The organism is Paraburkholderia sp. MM5477-R1, assembly GCF_050436385.1.
GTDB classification, from domain to species: domain Bacteria; phylum Pseudomonadota; class Gammaproteobacteria; order Burkholderiales; family Burkholderiaceae; genus Paraburkholderia; species Paraburkholderia tuberum.
Window position 1 is genome coordinate 97,820 of record NZ_JBNDMC010000009.1, and the last position, 19,774, is coordinate 117,593.

At 65.1% G+C, this 19,774-nt stretch carries 15 protein-coding genes; 5 read left to right on the forward strand and 10 right to left on the reverse strand.

The window, feature by feature from the left end; genetic code table 11:
• Positions 1-79 precede the first annotated feature (79 nt).
• Both OKW35_RS43425 and OKW35_RS43430 read right to left on the reverse strand, forming a co-directional pair.
• Positions 80-4,783, reverse strand: coding sequence for a glutamate synthase-related protein (locus tag OKW35_RS43425; RefSeq protein ID WP_429555290.1), 4,704 nt, complete (start codon positions 4,781-4,783; stop codon positions 80-82).
• A gap of 352 nt (positions 4,784-5,135) precedes the next feature.
• A complete protein-coding gene (locus OKW35_RS43430) occupies positions 5,136-5,843 on the reverse strand; it encodes a transposase (protein ID WP_013090727.1) in 708 nt (235 codons plus the stop codon).
• 187 nt (positions 5,844-6,030) lie between these two features.
• On the opposite strand from OKW35_RS43430, the gene OKW35_RS43435 reads away from it, so the two are divergent.
• Entirely contained in the window at positions 6,031-6,756 is a 726-nt protein-coding gene (locus OKW35_RS43435; protein ID WP_429356249.1) for an OmpW/AlkL family protein, read from the forward strand.
• A gap of 367 nt (positions 6,757-7,123) precedes the next feature.
• Complete coding sequence (locus OKW35_RS43440; protein ID WP_090802126.1) at positions 7,124-7,504, forward strand: DUF883 family protein; 381 nt, start codon at positions 7,124-7,126, stop codon at positions 7,502-7,504.
• 102 nt (positions 7,505-7,606) lie between these two features.
• On the opposite strand, the gene OKW35_RS43445 is transcribed toward OKW35_RS43440, so the two are convergent.
• From OKW35_RS43445 to pilM, 7 genes are all read right to left on the reverse strand, one after another.
• Positions 7,607-8,809: a deoxyguanosinetriphosphate triphosphohydrolase gene (locus tag OKW35_RS43445; protein WP_429555306.1), complete on the reverse strand. Its 1,203-nt coding sequence runs from the start codon at positions 8,807-8,809 to the stop codon at positions 7,607-7,609.
• 144 nt (positions 8,810-8,953) lie between these two features.
• A complete protein-coding gene (gene aroB, locus OKW35_RS43450; RefSeq protein WP_429555291.1) occupies positions 8,954-10,030 on the reverse strand; it encodes a 3-dehydroquinate synthase in 1,077 nt (358 codons plus the stop codon).
• Between the two features lie 8 nt (positions 10,031-10,038).
• Complete coding sequence (locus OKW35_RS43455) at positions 10,039-10,590, reverse strand: shikimate kinase (protein ID WP_090802131.1); 552 nt, start codon at positions 10,588-10,590, stop codon at positions 10,039-10,041.
• Positions 10,591-10,704: 114 nt separating this feature from the next.
• A complete protein-coding gene (gene pilQ, locus OKW35_RS43460) occupies positions 10,705-12,423 on the reverse strand; it encodes a type IV pilus secretin PilQ (RefSeq protein ID WP_429555292.1) in 1,719 nt (572 codons plus the stop codon).
• The gene (locus OKW35_RS43465) at positions 12,420-13,358 is read right to left on the reverse strand and encodes a hypothetical protein (protein ID WP_429555293.1); all 939 of its coding nucleotides are present in this window, start codon (positions 13,356-13,358) and stop codon (positions 12,420-12,422) included. Before OKW35_RS43465 ends, pilQ begins: the two co-directional genes overlap by 4 nt.
• Positions 13,355-14,041 carry a fimbrial assembly protein gene (locus tag OKW35_RS43470; RefSeq protein WP_429408117.1) on the reverse strand — a complete coding sequence of 229 codons (687 nt, stop codon included), beginning with the start codon at positions 14,039-14,041 and terminating at the stop codon, positions 13,355-13,357. Before OKW35_RS43470 ends, OKW35_RS43465 begins: the two co-directional genes overlap by 4 nt.
• Positions 14,038-15,027 (reverse strand): pilus assembly protein PilM, encoded by a 990-nt coding sequence (gene pilM, locus OKW35_RS43475; protein ID WP_429555294.1) that lies wholly within the window; start codon positions 15,025-15,027, stop codon positions 14,038-14,040. The genes OKW35_RS43470 and pilM overlap by 4 nt, the downstream gene beginning before the upstream one ends.
• Positions 15,028-15,297: 270 nt before the next feature.
• Between pilM and OKW35_RS43480 the strand changes: the two genes are divergently transcribed.
• Complete coding sequence (locus OKW35_RS43480; RefSeq protein WP_429555295.1) at positions 15,298-17,694, forward strand: penicillin-binding protein 1A; 2,397 nt, start codon at positions 15,298-15,300, stop codon at positions 17,692-17,694.
• Positions 17,695-17,788: 94 nt separating this feature from the next.
• Here OKW35_RS43480 and cyaY read toward each other — a convergent pair whose 3' ends face one another.
• The gene (cyaY, locus tag OKW35_RS43485) at positions 17,789-18,109 is read right to left on the reverse strand and encodes an iron donor protein CyaY (protein ID WP_429555296.1); all 321 of its coding nucleotides are present in this window, start codon (positions 18,107-18,109) and stop codon (positions 17,789-17,791) included.
• A gap of 35 nt (positions 18,110-18,144) precedes the next feature.
• Between cyaY and lptM the strand changes: the two genes are divergently transcribed.
• Positions 18,145-18,489 (forward strand): LPS translocon maturation chaperone LptM, encoded by a 345-nt coding sequence (lptM, locus tag OKW35_RS43490; RefSeq protein WP_090802141.1) that lies wholly within the window; start codon positions 18,145-18,147, stop codon positions 18,487-18,489.
• Between the two features lie 9 nt (positions 18,490-18,498).
• Positions 18,499-19,761 carry a diaminopimelate decarboxylase gene (lysA, locus tag OKW35_RS43495; protein ID WP_429555297.1) on the forward strand — a complete coding sequence of 421 codons (1,263 nt, stop codon included), beginning with the start codon at positions 18,499-18,501 and terminating at the stop codon, positions 19,759-19,761.
• Positions 19,762-19,774 lie beyond the last annotated feature (13 nt).

Sequence of the window (19,774 nt, forward strand, 5' to 3'; positions counted from 1 at the left end):
AGGGGTAATCTGGACCCGCCGCGCGTCGATTGGTCGGAACGCGGCGGGTACGTCTAAAGTTGACTTCCGTGAAGGCAGCTCAGGCGGCGAGCACTTCGCTGTTCGCCTTCTTCGCGGCGAGTTCGCCGAGCGCGCGCTTGTATTCGGTCGGGAACACCTTCACGAACTGACGGCGTGCCGCGTCCCAGTTTTCGAGCAGCGCCTTCGCGCGCGGCGAGCCCGTGAACTGGAAGTGACGCTCGATGAGCCCCTTGAGCAGCGCTTCGTCCGTCGTGCCGCGATGCCACACGCCCTGATCGACCGTGCGCTCCTGTTCTGCCTGTTGCAGCACCGGTTCGAGCGCGACCATCGACTTGTTGCACTTGCTCGCGAACATGCCGTCCGGATCGAACACGTACGCGATGCCGCCCGACATGCCGGCCGCGAAGTTACGGCCCGTCTCGCCGAGCACGACGACCGTGCCGCCCGTCATGTATTCGCAACCGTGGTCGCCCGTGCCTTCGACGACCGCCGTCGCGCCCGAGTTACGCACGCAGAATCGCTCGCCGGCCACGCCGCGGAAGAAGGCTTCGCCTTCGATCGCGCCGTACATCACCGTGTTGCCGCAGATGATGTTCTCTTCCGACTTGCCGCGGAAATCGTTGGTCGGACGGATGATGATGCGGCCGCCCGACAGGCCCTTGCCCACGTAGTCGTTGCCGTCGCCGACCAGATCCAGCGTGATGCCCTTCGCGAGGAACGCGCCGAAGCTCTGACCCGCGGTGCCCTTCAACTGGATGTGGATCGCGTCGTCCGCGAGTCCTTCGTGGCCGTACTTCTTCGCGATCGTGCCCGACAGCATCGCGCCGACCGTGCGGTTCACGTTGCGCACCGGCTGGATGAACGACACGTGCTCGCCTTTTTCGATCGCGGCCTTCGCCTTCTCGATCAGCGTGTGGTCGAGCGCGCGGTCGAGGCCGTGATCCTGCACGTCGACGTGCTTGCGCGCGACTTCAGCCGGCACTTGCGGCTGGTAGAACACACGCGAGAAGTCGAGGCCCTTCGCCTTCCAGTGCTCGATACCCTTCTTCGTGTCGAGCAGTTCCGCGCGACCGATCAGGTCGTCGAACTTGCGGATACCGAGTTGCGCCATGATTTCGCGCGCCTCTTCCGCAATGAAGAAGAAGAAGTTCACGACGTGTTCCGGCTGGCCCTGGAACTTCGCGCGCAGCACCGGATCTTGCGTCGCGACGCCGACCGGGCACGTGTTCAGATGGCACTTGCGCATCATGATGCAGCCTTCGACGACGAGCGGCGCCGTCGCGAAGCCGAACTCGTCAGCGCCGAGCAGCGCGCCGATCACGACGTCGCGGCCGGTCTTCATCTGACCGTCGGCCTGCACGCGGATACGGCCGCGCAGCCGGTTCAGCACCAGCGTCTGCTGCGTTTCGGCGAGACCCAGTTCCCACGGCGTGCCCGCATGCTTGATCGACGACAGCGGCGATGCACCCGTGCCGCCGTCATGACCGGCGATCACGACGTGGTCGGCCTTCGCCTTCGCGACACCCGCGGCAACCGTACCGACGCCCGACTCCGACACGAGCTTCACCGAGATGCTCGACGACGCGTTCACGTTCTTCAGATCGTGAATCAGCTGCGCCAGATCTTCGATCGAGTAGATGTCGTGGTGCGGCGGCGGCGAAATCAGGCCGACGCCCGGCACCGAGTAACGCAGCTTGCCGATGTAGTCCGACACCTTGTGACCCGGCAGCTGACCGCCTTCGCCCGGCTTCGCGCCCTGCGCCATCTTGATCTGGATCTGGTCGGCCGACACGAGGTACTCCGCCGTCACGCCGAAGCGGCCCGACGCGACCTGCTTGATGCGCGAGCGCAGCGAATCGCCTTCCTTCAACGCAATGTCGACGACCACTTCGTCGCCGATCACGGACTTCATCGTGTCGCCGTTCTTGATCGGAATGCCGCGCAGTTCGTTGCGGTAACGGTTTGCGTCTTCACCGCCTTCACCGGTGTTCGACTTGCCGCCGATGCGGTTCATCGCGACGGCGAGCGTGGCGTGCGCTTCGGTGCTGATCGAGCCCATCGACATTGCGCCGGTCGCGAAACGCTTGACGATTTCCTTCGCCGGTTCGACTTCGTCGAGCGGGATCGCCCTGGTCGGATCGAACTTGAACTCGAACAGGCCGCGGAAGGTCATGTGGCGCTTGGTCTGATCGTTGATCAGATGCGCGTATTCCTTGTACGTCTGGTACGAGTTGCTGCGCGCCGAGTGCTGCAGCTTGGCGATCGCATCCGGCGTCCACATGTGTTCTTCGCCGCGCACGCGGTACGCGTACTCGCCGCCCGCGTCCAGCATGTTCGCGAGGACCGGGTTGTCGCCGAATGCTTCGCGATGCAAACGGATCGCTTCTTCCGCGACGTCGAACAGACCAATGCCGCCGACTTTCGACGACGTGCCGTGGAAGTACTTCGACACCAGATCCGCGGCGAGACCGACCGCTTCGAAAATCTGCGCGCCGGTGTACGACATGTAGGTCGAAATACCCATCTTCGACATGACCTTCTGCAGACCCTTGCCGACTGCCTTCGTGAAGTTGTAGACCGCCTTCTCCGCCGACAGGTCGCCCTTCAGGCCGCCCGCGAGCTGGCTCAGCGTTTCCATCGCGAGGTACGGGTGCACGGCTTCCGCGCCATAGCCCGCGAGCAGCGCGAAGTGGTGCGTTTCACGCGCCGAACCGGTTTCGACGACGAGACCCGTGCTCGTGCGCAGACCCTGCTGCACGAGGTGCGTATGGATCGCGGCCGTAGCGAGCAGCGCCGGAATCGCGACGTTGTCGCGATCGGTCTTGCGGTCCGACACGATCAGCATGTTGTAGCCGGACTTGACCGCATCGACGGCTTCCGCGCACAGCGACGCAAGGCGTGCCTCGATGCCTTCCTTGCCCCAGGCGACCGGATAGCAGATGTTCAGTTCGTACGAGCTGAACTTGCCGCCCGTGTACTGATCGATCGCGCGGATCTTCGCGATGTCCTTGAAGTCGAGCACCGGCTGCGACACTTCGAGACGCATCGGCGGGTTGATGTTGTTCGTGTCGAGCAGGTTCGGCTTCGGGCCGATGAACGACACGAGCGACATCACCATGTTTTCACGGATCGGATCGATCGGCGGGTTCGTGACCTGCGCGAACAACTGCTTGAAGTAGTGATAGAGCGTCTTGTTCTTGTTGGACATGACCGCGAGCGGCGAGTCGTTGCCCATCGAGCCGACGGCTTCCTCGCCCGCTTGCGCCATCGGCGCCATCAGGAACTTCAGGTCTTCCTGGGTGTAGCCGAACGCCTGCTGGCGATCCAGCAGCGCAGCAGCTTCGCGGCGTTCCGTCACGACGTCTTCGGCCTTCGCCTCGATCTCGTCGAGCTTGATGCGCACGGCGTCGATCCAGCTCTTGTACGGCTTGGCGTTCGCGAGGTTGTCCTTCAGTTCCTTGTCGTCGATGATGCGGCCGTGCTCCATGTCGATCAGGAACATCTTGCCCGGCTGCAGACGCCACTTCTTGACGATCTTCGACTCGGAAATAGGCAACGTGCCGGCTTCCGACGCCATGATGACGAGGTCGTCGTCGGTGACGATGTAGCGCGCCGGGCGCAGACCGTTACGGTCGAGCGTCGCGCCGATCTGGCGGCCGTCGGTGAACGCGATGGCGGCGGGGCCGTCCCACGGCTCCATCATGGCGGCGTGGTATTCGTAGAACGCGCGGCGATTTTCGTCCATCAGCGTGTGCTGTTCCCAGGCTTCCGGAATCATCATCATCATCGCGTGGACGAGCGGGTAGCCGGCCATCACCAGCAGTTCGAGACAGTTGTCGAACGATGCCGTATCCGATTGGCCCGGATAGATCAGCGGCCACAGCTTCGGCAGATCGTCGCCGAGTACGTGCGAGGCGATCGCGCCGGTACGCGCGTTCAGCCAGTTGACGTTGCCCTTCACCGTGTTGATTTCGCCGTTGTGGGCGATCATGCGGTACGGGTGAGCCAGTTCCCACGCCGGGAACGTGTTGGTCGAGAAGCGCTGGTGCACGAGTGCGAGCGCCGAGATGGTGCGGTCGTCCTGCAGGTCGCGGTAGTACACGCCGACCTGGCCCGCCAGCAGCAGACCCTTGTAGACGACCGTGCGCGCCGACATCGACGGCACGAAGTATTCCTTGCCGTGCTTGAGCTTCAGCGCCTGGATGCGATGGCTCGCGGTCTTGCGGATGATGTACAGCTTCCGCTCGAGCGCGTCGGTCACCATGATGTCCTTGCCGCGGCCGATAAAGATCTGGCGGATCAGCGGCTCGCTCGCCTTCACGGTCGGCGAGATCGGCATGGCGTGGTCAACCGGCACGTCGCGCCAGCCGAGCACGACCTGACCCTCGGCCTTCACCGTGCGCTCGAGCTCCTGTTCGCAGGCGATGCGCGACGCGTGCTCCTTCGGCAGGAAAATCATGCCGACGCCGTATTCGCCAGCCGGCGGCAGCGTCACGCCCTGCCGGGCCATCTCTTCGCGATAGAAGCCGTCCGGAATCTGGATCAGGATGCCCGCGCCGTCGCCCATCAGCGGATCGGCGCCGACGGCGCCCCGGTGATCGAGGTTCTCGAGAATCTTCAGGCCCTGCTGGATGATTTCGTGACTCTTGTGTCCCTTGATATGGGCGACGAAGCCGACGCCGCAGGCATCATGCTCGTTTTGCGGGTCGTACAGACCTTGGGCGGCGGGAACCGGGTGAATCGGTTGCTGATGATCGTTCATGGGGACACCGTCTGTGAGGAGGCCGGACAGGCCGTCAAACCATTGTGCTTTTGCCGCAGTGCGCTTCGGGACCACGACGGCGCTCTTCTCGCAGCAGGACTGCGCGGGACGAAAAGCGTCGGAAATCGGAATATACGCGACGAATCAAGGAAATAGCAAATAAAACCTAATGATCAGCCCCCGATTATCAAATTGGTGCAGTGCGGTTATTTTTTATTGGTGCCACATCAATTTGGGGCAAAAGAAAACGGCATCCGACGTGCCGTCTTCATGCAGTCCCTTGATGCAAAACACTTTAATCGGATTTAAAGCGGCTCTATCGGCGCCGCCGGGGTATCGCCCTGCCGCCGCCTCACTGCGTATGCGGCGTCTCGCGCACCTTGCGTGGCCGGCCACGCGGTAGGGGTGACACACGTCGGTTGGCGGCGCGCGCCGCCCATTCGCGGTACGTGTCGCTGCCGAGCACCCAGCCCTTCAACGTGGCTTGCTGAAGCTGACTTGCCTCGCGCTCGTCGAGCGGCTGCTCGCACAGTTCGCGATAAGCACGCTGTCGCTCGAACGGCGTATTGCCGAGCGACCAGTAAAGGGGGTGATCCGTGATCAGACTGTCGAGGGTGAGGCCGATGTGATGACGGTAGCTCGACCAGCGATAATCCTCGGCCGCGTTGACCAGCTGCAAGCGCACCGGACACATTTCCACAACCCGGCTCGCAAGCAGGAAGTAGCGCTCACCCTCGATCACGGTGGCCCGGTAACGGCCTTCCCACAAGGTGCCGCGACGCGCATAGCGCCGGTTGAAGTGCGCGACATAGCGCCGCCCGACGGCCTGCATCGCCTTGGGCAGGCTCGACTCCTCGGTGGGCGTGACAAGCAGTTGCACGGCGCCCGGCATCAAGGCGTAGGCGTGGATGGAAAGGTGATGGTCCCGGGAGGCCGCCTTCAGACAGTCGATGAAAAGCTCGTAGTCCTGGTCGTCGACGAAGGCGGGCTGCTGGTCGAGCCCGCGGAGGATGACGTGCTGCGGCTGGTCGGGGACATAAAGACGTGCAAGCCGTGCCATGCTGGAGTGTCCAATAGTCGCGTTGGTATATACCCGAAGGTCCGAAGAGCCGCATGGGCGCAAGGTTCGGCGCCATGCGGCCAAGCCAGAAACCACGCGGTGCTTAGGGAGAAAACTCTAACCGCCGCGTATGGTTTGTTTCAAACGTTGTAGTCATAATGAGCGGGCCTTTTTTGGAGGAGCACATATGAAATTAAAACAGGCCGTAACGGGGATGGCAGTGCTAGCCTGCATGAGCACGGCAGCGCACGCACAATCGGCCGGCACCATTTACTTCTCGACGGGCTGGTTCCATCTGGCGCCCCAATCGAGCAGCGACCCACTGACCGTGACCAGCATTGGCGGTAGCCCAACCAACATCACCGAAGCCAACACCGGCGCCTCGCTGAGTTCGGCCGATACCATCGGTTTCACCGCCGGCTACTTCGTCACCGACCATATCGCAACCGAATTCGTCATTGGCGTCCCCCCTACTTTCGATCTGTACGGCACGGGCAGCTTCGCGCAGTTCGGCAAGCTCGGGCAGGCCAAACAGTGGAGCCCGACGCTGCTGTTCAAGTACTACTTCAACGCGCCGACCGCTTCGTTCCGCCCGTATCTCGGTCTCGGTGTGAGCCGCATCTGGTTCACCGACGAACACATTTCCAACAGCGCATTCGAAGCCAACGTTCTGCATGGTCCGACCAGTGTGTCGACGGATAGTTCGTGGGAACCCGTGTTTAATGCGGGCTTCACGTACGCCTTCAATCAGCATTGGTTCGCCGGCGTGTCGATCTCGTACCTGCCGCTCAGCACGACCGCAAAGCTCAGTTCGGCATCGGCCACGCCGGTCGGCACGCTGACCGTGCAATCGCAAACCAAGATCAAGCTGAACCCGATCGTCACTTACGTCAACGTCGGTTACCGTTTCTAACGCTTCGCTAAAGCAGGTAGCTTGAATTAGGGTAGTCGAATTTTCGCGACCTGGGGAACGCCGTCATCGAACCGATCACGGCGTTTGCATTTGGCGTCTCTGTTGCATCGGGATGGCAGCGTCATCCGGCATCAGCGTTTGTAAATTTGACGCGAATTCGGCGCGTCCATGTGCAAAATCCGGCGACGATACGGGCACGCCCCATCCTGTCGCGAGCCGCACGCGTGCAGCGGTGCCGGCAATGCAGCGCTTGGCATCGAAGTTGCGTTTAGATGGCGTTTCCTATGCGACGACGTGATACTGCGTCTACGCATAGCGTGTCCGCGCGACGATGCGCGGGGCCTTTCAACTCATCGACGGAGCGACCATGACAGCACTTCCAAATACGCGAGACGCCCTCGGCGAATCCTGGACCAGCGCGAGTCGCCGCGCGCGGCGCATCGCTCGCCACAGCCGCCACGCGGCCGAAGACATCGCGGTCGAGTTGCGCACCCTGCTGTCGGAACTCGAATCGACCTTGGCCGACGGCACGCAGGCCGACGCCGTGGCCCTGCGCGGCAGGCTGCGCAAACAGTTGGACGCCGCGCGCGAGCGGCTGAACGACACGCGCGACGCGATGCGCGATCGGGCGGGCGTCGCGATCTCGGACGCCGATCACTACGTGCATGAAAATCCGTGGCAGACGATTGCGATCGTCGGCGGGCTTGCGCTGGTGCTGGGGGCGCTGTTCGCGTCCCGTTCGCGATGACGCTGGCTTGCCCGGTTTGACGGTGCTGGCAAGGGGGCGCGACGGCCGCTCGATGCGGCAACGCTGAACGTTACACCCCTTGCCGCGCCCAGCCGCCAGCGGCTAGTTGTCGTCGATCACGAACAGCCGCCGATACTCCTTCAGCGCGTAACGATCGGTCATCCCCGCGATGTAATGCGCGATCAAACGCGGCTGACGCGTCGCATCGGCCGACTGATAGTCCGGCGGCAGCAGCCGCGGGTCGTCGGTGAACGCGCCGAACAGGCCGACCACGACGCGGCGTGCCTTGTTGGCCATGCGCATCACGCGATAGTGACGGTACATGTTTCTGAACAGGAAGCGCTTGAGCGCCGCGGCCTGCGCGGCGATCGCATCACTGTGCGCGACGAGCGGGGGCGCCGCGCGCACGTCGTCGAGTGACGCCGGCGCGTAGCGCGCGAGATTGGCCCGCGTCGTTTCGATCAGATCGACGATCAGCGTATTGATCACGCGCCGCACCGTCTCGTGAATCAGCCGACGCCCCTCGATCTGCGGATAGTCGCCGCGCGCCGCCTCGCAGTGCGTCTGCCAGAGTTCCACTTCGGCGAGCTGCTCGAGCGACAGCAGACCGGAGCGCAGACCGTCGTCGACGTCGTGATTGTTGTACGCGATTTCGTCGGCGACGTTGGCGATCTGCGCTTCGAGCGATGGTTGCCGCCCTTCGAGAAAGCGCTCGCCCAATGTCCCGAGCCGGCGCGCGTTGTCGCGCGAGCAATGCTTGAGAATGCCCTCGCGCGTCTCGAAGCACAGGTTCAACCCATTGAACGCTCCGTAGTGCTCTTCAAGTTCGTCGACGACCGTGAGGCTCTGCAGGTTGTGCTCGAAGCCGCCATGCTCGCGCATGCATTCGTTCAACGCATCCTGGCCGGCATGGCCGAACGGCGTATGGCCGAGATCGTGCGCCAGCGAAATCGCTTCGACGAGATCTTCATTGACGCGCAGATTGCGCGCAACCGAGCGCGCGATCTGCGCAACTTCGAGGCTATGGGTGAGGCGCGTGCGAAACAGGTCGCCCTCGTGGTTGACGAATACCTGAGTCTTGTATTCGAGCCGCCGGAATGCGGTCGAGTGGACGATGCGGTCGCGGTCGCGCTGAAACTCGGTACGCGCGCTCGGCGCGGTTTCCGCATAGCGACGCCCACGCGACTGGCTCGAATGCGCCGCGTACGGCGCGAGATGCGCTTCGAGCGCCTGCTGGGTCGGCGCGGGGGCGGCGGGTGTGGCAACCGCGGCAGCGGCATCCGCAGTGCTGACCGTGGCGGCGATGACGCCGTTCCCGGCGCCTGCGCGCGCGCTCGTCGTGTCATGCTGGATATCGTCGCTGCGCCTGTCAGTCACCGGGTCCTCCGAAACATGGGCGGCGCCTCGTGACGCGGGTGCGTGAAGCGTGGCTGCAGGGCCGTGTTGAATCTAGACGGCGGCGGCCAGCGTCGCATGCACGTCGGCGTCGGGCGCGCGGGTGATCAGTGTCTCACCGAAACGCTTCAGCAGAATGAACTTGATCGCGCCGGCTTCCGCCTTCTTGTCGATCTGCATCAGCTCGATGTAACGATCCGCGCCGAGCGCGGGAGCATGAGTGGGCAGATGCGCGGCAAGCACGACGTCGACGAGCCGCTTGCGCGACGCTTCATCGAGATGGCCGAGCCTCACGGACAGATCCGCCGCCATCACCATTCCGCAACCGACCGCCTCGCCGTGCAGCCACTCGCCATAGCCGAGTCCGGCTTCGATCGCGTGGCCGAACGTGTGACCGAAGTTGAGGATCGCGCGCAGACCACCTTCGCGCTCGTCCTGCGCCACCACCGACGCCTTGATCTCGCACGAGCGTTTGACTGCTTCAGTCAACGCCTGCGGTTCGCAGCGGTTCAAAGCCTCGATATTGGCCTCGATCCAGGTGAAGAATCCGGCGTCGGCGATTGCGCCGGTCTTGATGACCTCGGCGATGCCCGCCGCGAGTTCGCGTTCGGGCAACGTACGCAATGCGCCGATGTCAGCGATCACCGCCCGAGGCTGGTAGAACGCGCCGATCATATTCTTGCCCAGCGGATGATTGATGCCGGTCTTGCCGCCGACCGACGAATCCACCTGCGACAGCAACGTGGTCGGCACCTGGATGAACGGCACGCCGCGCATGTAGCAGGCGGCGGCAAACCCGGTCATGTCGCCGATCACACCGCCACCGAGCGCGATCAGCGTGGTCTTGCGGTCGGCGCGCGAGCCGAGCAGCGCGTCGAAGATCAGGTTCAGCGTCTGCAGATTCTTGTGTGCTTCGCCGTCCGGCAAAACCACCGTGGACACCTGCTTGTTCAGCGGCGCAAGCGCTGCGCGCAGCTTGTCGCCGTAGAGCGGATCGACGGTGCTATTGGTGACGATCGTGACCGAGTTGCCGGCGATATGCGGCGCGAACAGCGCGGTCTGGCCGATCAGGCCGGCACCGATATGGATGGGGTAGGCGCGCTCGCCCAGTTCGACGTTAACGGTAATCATACGGTCCATTATGAAGCAGGATGTTTGGCGACGCCGGCCATCTCGAGCTGCATCAGAACCATGTTGACGAGTCCGTTGACCGAGGGCCGGCCGGTTTCGATCACGAAGTGCGCGCATTCGCGGTACAGCGGGTCGCGCACTTCATAGAGCGCTTCGAGGCGCGCCTTGGGGTCTTCCGTTTGCAGCAGCGGGCGATTCTTGTCGCGCCGCGTGCGCAGCCACAGGTCATGCGGATTGGCGCGCAGATAGATCACGAGGCCACGGCTTTTCAACGCTTCGCGGTTTTCCGGCCGCAGGACTGCACCGCCGCCGGTCGCGAGCACGATATTGTCGCGCCCGGTCAGCTCGGAGATCACGCTCGCTTCGCGATCGCGAAAGCCCGCTTCGCCCTCGAGCTCGAAGATCACGGGAATGCGCGCGCCCGTGCGCGCCTCGATTTCATGGTCGGAATCGAAGAACGGGCGCTCGAGACGGCGCGCAACCGCCCGACCCACAGTGGTTTTTCCTGCCCCCATGAGCCCTACGAAAAAAACATTGGCGTGTGCGTCCCGCGCTTGCAACGGTGTCCTCTGGCTAATCCGGTGTAGTTCGTGCCGCAGCTTACTGGCAAAGCGGCTGCCTTGTCGAGCCTGCGCGCCGCCGGCGGACGGCGGTGCATGCGTGCCCTATATGCCCTAATTTTCCCGCACCACGCGCGGTGTGATGAAAACCGCCAGTTCGCTACGAGTGTCGCGATGAGTCCGATGGCGGAACAATGCGCCCAGAACCGGTATTTTGCCGAGGAGGGGCACCCGCTCGACGTCGTCACGGTCGTCGGTCTCGTAAATTCCGCCGATCGACACCGTACCACCGTCCTCGACCTCGACGCGCGTTTGCACGTGCTTGGTGTTGATCGCGGGCCCGGCGTCGGTCTGCTCGCCGACGCTGTCCTTCGCGACGTCGAGATCGAGCACCACGCGGCCATCCGGCATGATCTGCGGCTCGACCTCCAGTTTGAGCGTCGCCCGGCGAAACTGCACGCCCGATACGCCCTGGCCGACCTTCGCCTGATACGGCAGCTCGGTGCCCTGCTCGACGATCGCCTTCATCCGGTCCGCGGTGACGACCCGTGGGCTCGACACGATTTTCCCATGCCCTTCGGACTCGAGCGCCGAGAGTTCGATATTCAGCAGCCGGGTCGCGTGAGCCGCGAACAGCGTGAGGCCGGCGGTCGCGGCATCGAATCCGGAGATCGGTCGGGCCGACAGATCGTACACGGAGCCGTCCGTCCCACCCGTCAGCCCTCTCGACGTACCGTCCGCACTGGTGCCGGCGAGCGACAGCCGCACCCCGAGATTGCGCGAAAAGCCTTGGTCGCCTTCGACGATCTGAGCCTCGATCAGCACCTGGCGAGTCGGCCGGTCGACGGAAGCGATCAGCGCCGCGATCTGCTCGAGCCGCCCCGCGAGATCGGTGACGAACAGCAGGTTGGTGCGCGGATCAGCGGTGACCGCGCCACGTTTGGACAGCACGCGCTGCGTGCCGGAACCGGTCAGCAGGCGACGCACGTCCTCGGCATGCGCGTAGTGCAGCTCGAAGGTGCGGCTCGCGAGCGGCTCGAGGTCCGCGGCACGCGCGTGGGCTTCGAAGCGCTGACGTTCGCGCGCGGCGAGCTCGGCGGCAGGCGCGACCCAGATTACGTTGCCGTGGCGCTCCATCGCCAGATTGTTGACGTCGAGCAAGGTGTCGAACGCGGTGCGCCACGGCACCTTGTCGAGACGTATCGACACGGCGCCGCGCACTTTGTCGCTGGCGACGATGTTCAGGCCGGTGAACTCGGCGAACGCTTTCAGGACCGCGCCAAGTTGCGCACGCTGAAAGTTCAGCGAGATCGGCTCGTTGCCCGCGGGAAGGCCCGAGTCCGCACTCGCCGATGCGTCGGCGAGGCGCGGCCGCGGCGGCAGCGGGACCGGCGGGCCTTCGAGACCAGGCGTGCCGGCACTGTCGTCGCGAGCCGGGGTGGCGGGTTGTCTTGGCGAAGGCGGCGGCATTGGGCCGTTGGCGACGTCGTCCGGGGAAGCGTCGGGCGCTATCGCGGAACGCGCGGCCGGCTGGAGCGTGTCCGGCTCCTGGGCCGCGCCTGGCGTGGAAACGTCGCCGAACGGATTGGCCGCCTGGCCGATGCCGCCGCTCGGCAGCGGCGCCGTCTCGTAGGCGGTGTTGGCCGATACGGCCGGGTCGTCGAGCGCCGCGTAAGTCGGCAACGGCGGCGGCAGCAGTGGCGTCGCTGCCTGTGCGACGCCGGCACCCAGCGTCGCGGCGACGTAGAGCCCGAAACACCGTCCGGAGACGACGCGGACCTCGCGTCCGACACCCAGCGTCGCGACGCACCATCGCTTGAGCGAGCGCATCATGACGCCTCCGTCAGCGTCAGCGTCAGCGTGCGCGTCGCGCCGCCGTTCGCGAGCGTAATGCCAAGCGCGTCGAGCTGTGTGACCCGCTCGACGCCCAGTCGTTGCCCGGCCGCGACCGTCGTCGTGCCGTCTGGCGTGTCGAGCAGCGCGAGCCCGCGGGTACGATCGCGCAGCAAACCGACAAGGCGCAACTCAGAAGCATCGCCCAGCTCGCCGCTCGCGGAGATCTGCGACTTCGCAAATGGATCGAAGAACACGAGGCCTTCGTCGTCATCGTCGGCAGCCTCGTCGGCGTCAGGGCTCGCCTCGGCGCTCGCAGCCGGGGTGTCGGGCACCGGTCGCAGCGCGGCGTACACCTGCAGCGTCGCGGCCACCGCGAGCCCTTTGCCGTCCTGCTTGACGGTCACGTCGACGGGAACGATCAGCACCGGCAGTTGCGCGAGCCCGTGGAAAAACGCCATCAGGTGAACGAAGTCGGTGCGCGCGGTGAGCTGCAGCACGCGCATCCGCTCGACGCCCTCGCCGCTCGCCGCGCCCGGTTCCACCGCAAGCAGCGCGACGCCGCTTTGCGTGGCCAGCTCGGAGACGATGCGCACGTCGTCGGCGGAGTTCCACGACACGGCGCTCGACGCCGTGGCCGGCATCGCCGCGGCTGCACGGCGCAGCGACGGCAGCTGTGCGAGCGTGTGCCGCGCGTGTGCGAGACGCTGCGTGCTGACCGCGAGCGCCGCGCGGCTCGCTTCCAGTCCGGCGAGATCAGCCGCGTTCCAGCCGTACGCGCCGACGCCGAACACGAGCGCGGCAAGCGTCGCCGCGACGAGCCAGCGACGGCGCCGGCTCCACGCCTCGAGCGGCATACGCGCCCGCTTGACCCAGCGCGAAAAACCCGCGGACCCATGCGCCGCACCACCCGCCTCGAAAAAGGTCGTGCTCATCGCGCACCTCCCGTTGCTGCGGCCTTCAGGGCGCGCGTCGCTTTGTGCGGCGGATCGCCCCAGCGCAGGCGCGCATCGAACTCCACGGGTCCGCCTATCGCCTGTTCCGTCGACGCGCCGCCCTTCCCCGTCGGCCGATGCAGATCGCGCATCTCCGCGCCCTGCACGCCGTGGATCGCGCCGAGCCGCTTGAGCCACTCAGCCGATGCGATATGGTCACTCGAAGTCGCCAGCAATTCAGTCTCGTACTCGCGCTGGCGCAGCTGCCGCAACACGACGCGATCGCCGGGTTCGAAGCTCAGCGCGTCGAGCAGATCGCGCAGATGTGCGAGCGGCCTCGCGAGACTCGCGGCGCGCGCCGCGGCTTCGCGCTCATCCTGTTCGGCCCGCGACAGCTTCGCGTGCTCCGCGAGCGGCACGGCGAGCGGAGTCAGCGCCTGCCCGGCCGCCGCGCGCCGCGCATCGAGCCGCGCTGCGGCGACGCTCTGCCAACCGGCGACGAGCGACACACCCGCGGCACCGACACAGGCGGCTACAGCCCAGTCGCGCATACAGCGGCGCCGCGCGAGTCGCGCGTTGCGTTGGCGATACGGCAGCAGATTGAAGCCGCCCAGCCACGGTACAGCGGCGCGCTGATCGGCACTCGCGGCGACGCCAGACGAAAACGACAGAACGGCCTTCATTCCAGCACCCCGCGCAACGCGAGCCCAAACGCGACCGCGCCAGCCGGCTCGTGCAGCAAGGCGTCGTCGAGCGGCCGCGCGTGGCTGCCGAGCAGCGCGCATTCGAACGGCAGCGCCGAGCAGCCGAGCACGTCGCCAATATCGGCGAGTGAAAAGCCGACGCCGTCGAGCAGATCGATTTCTCCGCCGATCAGCGCGCAGTCGAACTCCGGCCCGCGCATGAGATCGCGCAACGCGTCCGCGAGATCGGCATGCTCGGGCGCCGGGTAGCGCATCTCGCCGATGCTCGCGCCATCGACGACGCTCCAGCCGTACACGCCGTCCGTACCGACCCACACCGCCGCGTACGGCTCGTTCGGGTCGAGCTCGCGACTGGCCGCGTGGCGCAGCGCGCGCAATGCCGCGTGCGGTTCGCCATCGATCGCGGACAGCGAAATCCCTGCGGTCGCGGCGCATTCGATCCGCGCTTCGAGATGCTGACGCGCGGTCGCGGCGATCTTGACCGAGCGCACCGGCGACGGCGTCTCGTCGACGTACCAGTCGACCGCGAGCGCATGACGCTCGAGGCCGGCGATGCGCTCCGCCTCTTCCATCACCGCGGGCGCAAGTCCGGCGAGCGCAACGCCGCCGTCCTCCGCCTCGCAGTCGCTCTGAGCGGCGAGCCGCGCGAGCGGCACTGTCGTCGTCAGCGTGGCCGACGAAGGCACGGCCATCGCGCAGCGCAGCGCGTGCGTCGCGCATACGCGCGGCAAACCGGCGAACGCATCGCGCAACGCCCGCGCGACGGCCTGCCGATCGACGATCTCGGCGCCCGCCATGGTGCCGGCCGCGAACGGCACCGTGCTCATATGTTCGAGATGCAGCGCGCCCCGGGCGCGTTGACTCACCACGACGAGACGCACGTTTTGCGAACCGATATCGATGCCGGCGGCGAAACGCTGCCGGCCCTCCCGCACCGCCTGAAGCCACGAATTTTTATAGGCCATACCGCCCTCCCTCTGACTCACGCGACGAACCATTCGAACGCGAGTAACGAGGGATCATTGTCGGCAGACGCACGTCCTAACGACATTCAGCCGAATGGCTAACGCGGATGCGAAGCCGCCCCGAGCGACATCAAAGCGACTACAGTTGGGACTACAGCGAAGTCATTCCCGCGCCGTCTGGCGTGTGCCGATTGCGCGTTACTCGTAAGCTTGTCGAAAGCAGAAAAACCCTGGCGGCTATAATCGCGGGACTGTTTTTCCGGTACTCCTATGCAAGCCACGTCTCCTGCGTCCCCGCCGCCCGCGCCGAAACAGCGCAAACGTCCGTTATGGCTGAAGCTGATCCTCGGCTTTGTCGGGTTGATCGTGGCGGGCATCGTATGCGTGGCGCTGGTGCTCGGCTATGCGCTCGTCGTCGCGACGCCAAACCTGCCGTCACTCGATGCATTGACCGACTATCAGCCCAAAGTGCCGCTGCGAATCTATACGGCCGACCACGTGCTGATCGGCGAATTCGGCGCGGAGCGGCGCGACATCGTGCACATCCAGGACGTACCCGACAGCCTGAAGAAAGCGATCCTCGCGATCGAGGACGCGCGCTTCTATGAGCACGGTGGCGTCGACCTCACCGGCATCGCGCGAGCCGGCATCGTCGCGCTGACCAACGGACATGCGACGCAAGGCGCGAGCACGATCACGATGCAGGTCGCGCGCAATTTCTTTCTGTCCAGCGAGAAGACGTACACGCGCAAGATCTACGAGATGCTGCTCGCGTACAAGATCGAGTCGAAGCTGAGCAAGGATCAGATTCTCGAGGTGTACATGAATCAGATCTATCTCGGTCAGCGCGCGTACGGTTTCGCGAGTGCCGCGCGCGTGTACTTCGGCAAGGATCTGAAGGACCTGACGCTCGCCGAATCGGCAATGCTCGCCGGTCTGCCGAAGGCGCCCTCCGCGTATAACCCGGTCGTCAATCCGAAGCGTGCGAAGGTGCGCCAGGAGTACATCCTGCAGCGCATGTACGAATTGCACTACATCACTCAGGAACAGTACGACGAGGCGAGCCGGCAGCGGCTCGTCGTGAAGGGCATGGGCAAGGAGTACAGCGTGCACGCGGAATACGTCGCGGAAATGGTGCGGCAGATGATGTACGCGCAGTATCGCGAGGAAGCCTACACGCGCGGCCTGAACGTCGTGACCACGATCGACTCGGCCGATCAGGACGTCGCCTACCACGCGGTGCGCAAAGGCCTGATGGACTACGAGCGCCGTCACGGCTATCGCGGCCCGGAGGCGTTCATCGATCTGCCGGCCGACGCCGACGAGCGCGAGCAGGCCATCGACGACGCGCTGCTCGAACATCCCGACAATGGCGAAATCATCGCGGCCGTCGTCACGGCGGCGAGCCCGAAGCAGGTCCAGGCGGCGTTCATCGACGGCAATGTCGCGACCATTCAGGGCGACGGCCTGCGCTATGCGCAGTTCGCGCTCGGCCCTCGCGCGCAGCCGAATCAGCGCATCCGGCCCGGCGCGATCGTGCGGCTCGTGAAGAACGACGAGGGCGACTGGTCGATCACGCAATTGCCCCAGGTGGAAGGCGCGTTCATCTCGGTGGTGCCGCAGGACGGGGCGATCCGCTCGCTGGTCGGCGGCTTCGACTTCAACAAGAACAAGTTCAATCACGTGACGCAGGCGTGGCGTCAGCCGGGCTCCAGCTTCAAGCCGTTCATCTATTCGGCGTCGCTCGAAAAGGGCCTCGGGCCCGCCACGATCATCAACGACGCGCCGCTCTTCTTCAGCGCCGCCGAAACCGGCGGCCAGGCGTGGGAGCCAAAAAACTACGGGGGCGGCTTCGACGGTCCGATGACGATGCGCACCGCGCTGCAGAAATCGAAGAACCTCGTGTCGATCCGCATCCTGAACCAGATCGGCCCGAAGTACGCGCAGCAATACATCACGCGGTTTGGCTTCGACGCGGACCGCCATCCCGCCTATCTGCCGATGGCGCTCGGCGCGGGTCTCGTGACGCCGCTGCAAATGGCCGGCGCGTTCTCGGTGTTCGCCAACGGCGGCTACCGGATCAATCCGTATCTGATCGCGGAGGTCACCGATCAGCGCGGCATCGTCGTCGCGCACGCGCAGCCGCTCGTGGCCGGGCAAAGCGCGCCGTTCGCGATCCAACCGCGCAACGCCTACGTGATGAACAGCCTGCTGCAAAGCGTCGCGCAGCACGGCACCGGGGCGAAGAGCAACGTGCTCAAGCGCACCGATCTCGCCGGCAAGACCGGCACGACCAACGATTCCCGCGACGCGTGGTTCGCCGGCTATCAGCACACGCTCACCGCGATCGCGTGGATCGGCTACGACAACCCGCGCAGCCTCGGCGACAAGGAAACCGGCGGCGGCCTGGCGCTGCCGGTGTGGATCGAGTACATGGGACGCGCGCTGAAGGGGGTGCCCGAGTACAAGATGCCACGCCCCGACGACGTCAGCGAAATCGGCTCGGAGCTTTATTTCGACGAGTTCACGCCGGGCCACGGTTTCATCGCGACGGTCGGCGTCAGTCAGGCGACGCTCGATGCGGAGGCGAGCGCGGCAGCCGCCGCGCCGGAACAGGTTGGCGAACAGGAAAAGCAGGACATCATGAATCTGTTCCGCGGGCACTGAGGCTGCGTCGATGTCCCGCTAGAAAAGAAAAAACCGCCGCGTTCGTTACGCGGCGGTTTTGTTTTGAGAGCGTCTCGCGCTTATTACACCGCGCTCATAGCGCGGCGATCCGCACCGGCTCGCCAGCCTGCTGCGTCGCATACTGCGACAGCGCCGCGAAAAACTCCGCGTCGCTGCGCGTGTCGCGCCATTCACCGTCGACGAAACGGAAGTGGAAACCGCCGGCCTTCGCCGCGATCCAGATCTCGCTCATCGGCGGCTGAAGGTTGACGATGATCTTCGTGCGGTTCTCGAATTCGAGCGTCAAAACGTTGCCGCTGCGCTCGAGCTCGATGTCGGCGTCGATGTCGTCGAGCGCGCTCTCGATGGCGGCCAGCACGGCTTCCGCACGGGTCAGGTAATCACTATCGGACATGCTAAACTCCATCGATTATTCATTCAGGGACAGTCATGCGAGTCGTAACTCGGATGCGCGCGGCAGCGCCCGGCCGCGCGATTGTAGCGGTTTTAGTCATTCTCGCAGGTTGTGCGCTTACCGGCTGCGGCCAACGCGGCTCACTCTATCTGCCGACCGTACCGCCGATGCCTGCCCCGCCGGCTCACCGCACGCAAACGCCATCGACCGATCGAACGCAACCGGCTAGCGGCAGCGCGGCCGACACGGGTTCGATCCCGGACACCTCGGGCACGCCGCTCACGCTCGCCCCCGAAGACCAGCTCGCGGCGCCGCCCGCTTCGGCGGCATCGGCTCCCGCAGTGCCGCTGCCCGCCTCTGCCGTCCCTTCCGTTCAATAAGACTTTCGCATGACTCGATCCGCATTTGACTACGTCGACGGCGTATTGCACGCCGAAGGCGTGTCCGCCGTTTCCCTCGCCGAGCAGTTCGGCACGCCGCTCTACGTCTATTCACGCGCCGCGCTCACCGCTGCGTGGAACGCCTATGCGGGCGCCTGCGCGGGCCGTCGCGCGAGCGTGCACGTGGCCGTCAAGGCCAACGGCAATCTCGCGGTGCTGAATGTGTTCGCGCGCCTCGGCGCGGGCTTCGACATCGTGTCGGGCGGCGAGCTCGCGCGCGTGCTCGCGGCTGGCGGCAAAGCGGAAAACACCGTGTTTTCGGGCGTCGGCAAGCAGGCAAGCGAAATGCGCGACGCGCTCGCGGCGGGCGTCAAATGCTTCAACGTCGAATCGATTCCCGAACTCGACCGCCTCAACGCGGTGGCGGGCGAGATGGGCAAGAAAGCGCCGGTGTCGCTGCGCGTGAATCCCGATGTCGATGCGAAAACGCATCCGTACATTTCCACCGGACTCAAGACCAACAAGTTCGGCGTCGCGTTCGAAGATGCGCGTGCCACCTACCAGGCGGCCGCGGCGATGTCGAATCTCGAGGTGATCGGCATCGACTGCCATATTGGCTCGCAGATCACCGAAGTCGCGCCCTATCTCGACGCGATCGACAAGGTGCTGGAACTCGTCGAGCAGATCGAGCAGGACGGCGTGTCGATTCGCCATATCGACGTCGGCGGCGGTCTGGGCATCACCTACGACGACGAAACGCCGCCGGAAATCGGTGAGTTCGTGCGCACGGTGCTCGATCGCATCGAAGCGCGCGGCCACGGTCACCGCGAAGTCTATTTCGAGCCGGGCCGCTCGCTGGTCGGCAATGCGGGCGTGCTGCTCACACGTCTCGAGTTTCTGAAGCCGGGCGAGGACAAGAACTTCGCGATCGTCGACGCGGCGATGACCGATCTCGCGCGCCCCGCGATGTACGACGCCTATCACGCCATCGAGCCGGTCGTGAAGCGCGACGTCCCCGCGCATGTGTACGACGTGGTCGGCCCGGTCTGCGAAAGCGGCGACTGGCTCGGCCGCGAGCGGCTGCTCGCGGTCGAACCCGGCGATCTGCTCGCGATCCGCTCGGCCGGCGCGTACGGCTTTGTGATGAGCTCGAACTACAACACCCGTGCGCGCGCCGCCGAGGTGATGGTGGATGGTACACAGGCGCATGTGGTTCGCGCGCGCGAAGAGGTCAAGCAGCTGTTTGCGGATGAAACAATACTGCCGGCGTAAACGTCAGTACCTG

What these genes read in the sequence shown, in the direction of transcription:
- OKW35_RS43440 (WP_090802126.1), top strand. Translation starts at nt 7,124, where the DNA reads ATGACAGCACTTCCAAATACGCGAGACGCCCTCGGCGAATCCTGGACC.
- lptM (WP_090802141.1), top strand. Translation starts at nt 18,145, where the DNA reads ATGCGAGTCGTAACTCGGATGCGCGCGGCAGCGCCCGGCCGCGCGATT.
- OKW35_RS43430 (WP_013090727.1), bottom strand. Translation starts at nt 5,843, where the DNA reads ATGGCACGGCTTGCACGTCTTTATGTCCCCGACCAGCCGCAGCACGTC.
- OKW35_RS43425 (WP_429555290.1), bottom strand. Translation starts at nt 4,783, where the DNA reads ATGAACGATCATCAGCAACCGATTCACCCGGTTCCCGCCGCCCAAGGT.
- OKW35_RS43465 (WP_429555293.1), bottom strand. Translation starts at nt 13,358, where the DNA reads ATGAGCACGACCTTTTTCGAGGCGGGTGGTGCGGCGCATGGGTCCGCG.
- cyaY (WP_429555296.1), bottom strand. Translation starts at nt 18,109, where the DNA reads ATGTCCGATAGTGATTACCTGACCCGTGCGGAAGCCGTGCTGGCCGCC.
- OKW35_RS43435 (WP_429356249.1), top strand. Translation starts at nt 6,031, where the DNA reads ATGAAATTAAAACAGGCCGTAACGGGGATGGCAGTGCTAGCCTGCATG.
- aroB (WP_429555291.1), bottom strand. Translation starts at nt 10,030, where the DNA reads ATGATTACCGTTAACGTCGAACTGGGCGAGCGCGCCTACCCCATCCAT.
- OKW35_RS43470 (WP_429408117.1), bottom strand. Translation starts at nt 14,041, where the DNA reads ATGAAGGCCGTTCTGTCGTTTTCGTCTGGCGTCGCCGCGAGTGCCGAT.
- lysA (WP_429555297.1), top strand. Translation starts at nt 18,499, where the DNA reads ATGACTCGATCCGCATTTGACTACGTCGACGGCGTATTGCACGCCGAA.
- pilM (WP_429555294.1), bottom strand. Translation starts at nt 15,027, where the DNA reads ATGGCCTATAAAAATTCGTGGCTTCAGGCGGTGCGGGAGGGCCGGCAG.
- pilQ (WP_429555292.1), bottom strand. Translation starts at nt 12,423, where the DNA reads ATGATGCGCTCGCTCAAGCGATGGTGCGTCGCGACGCTGGGTGTCGGA.
- OKW35_RS43480 (WP_429555295.1), top strand. Translation starts at nt 15,298, where the DNA reads ATGCAAGCCACGTCTCCTGCGTCCCCGCCGCCCGCGCCGAAACAGCGC.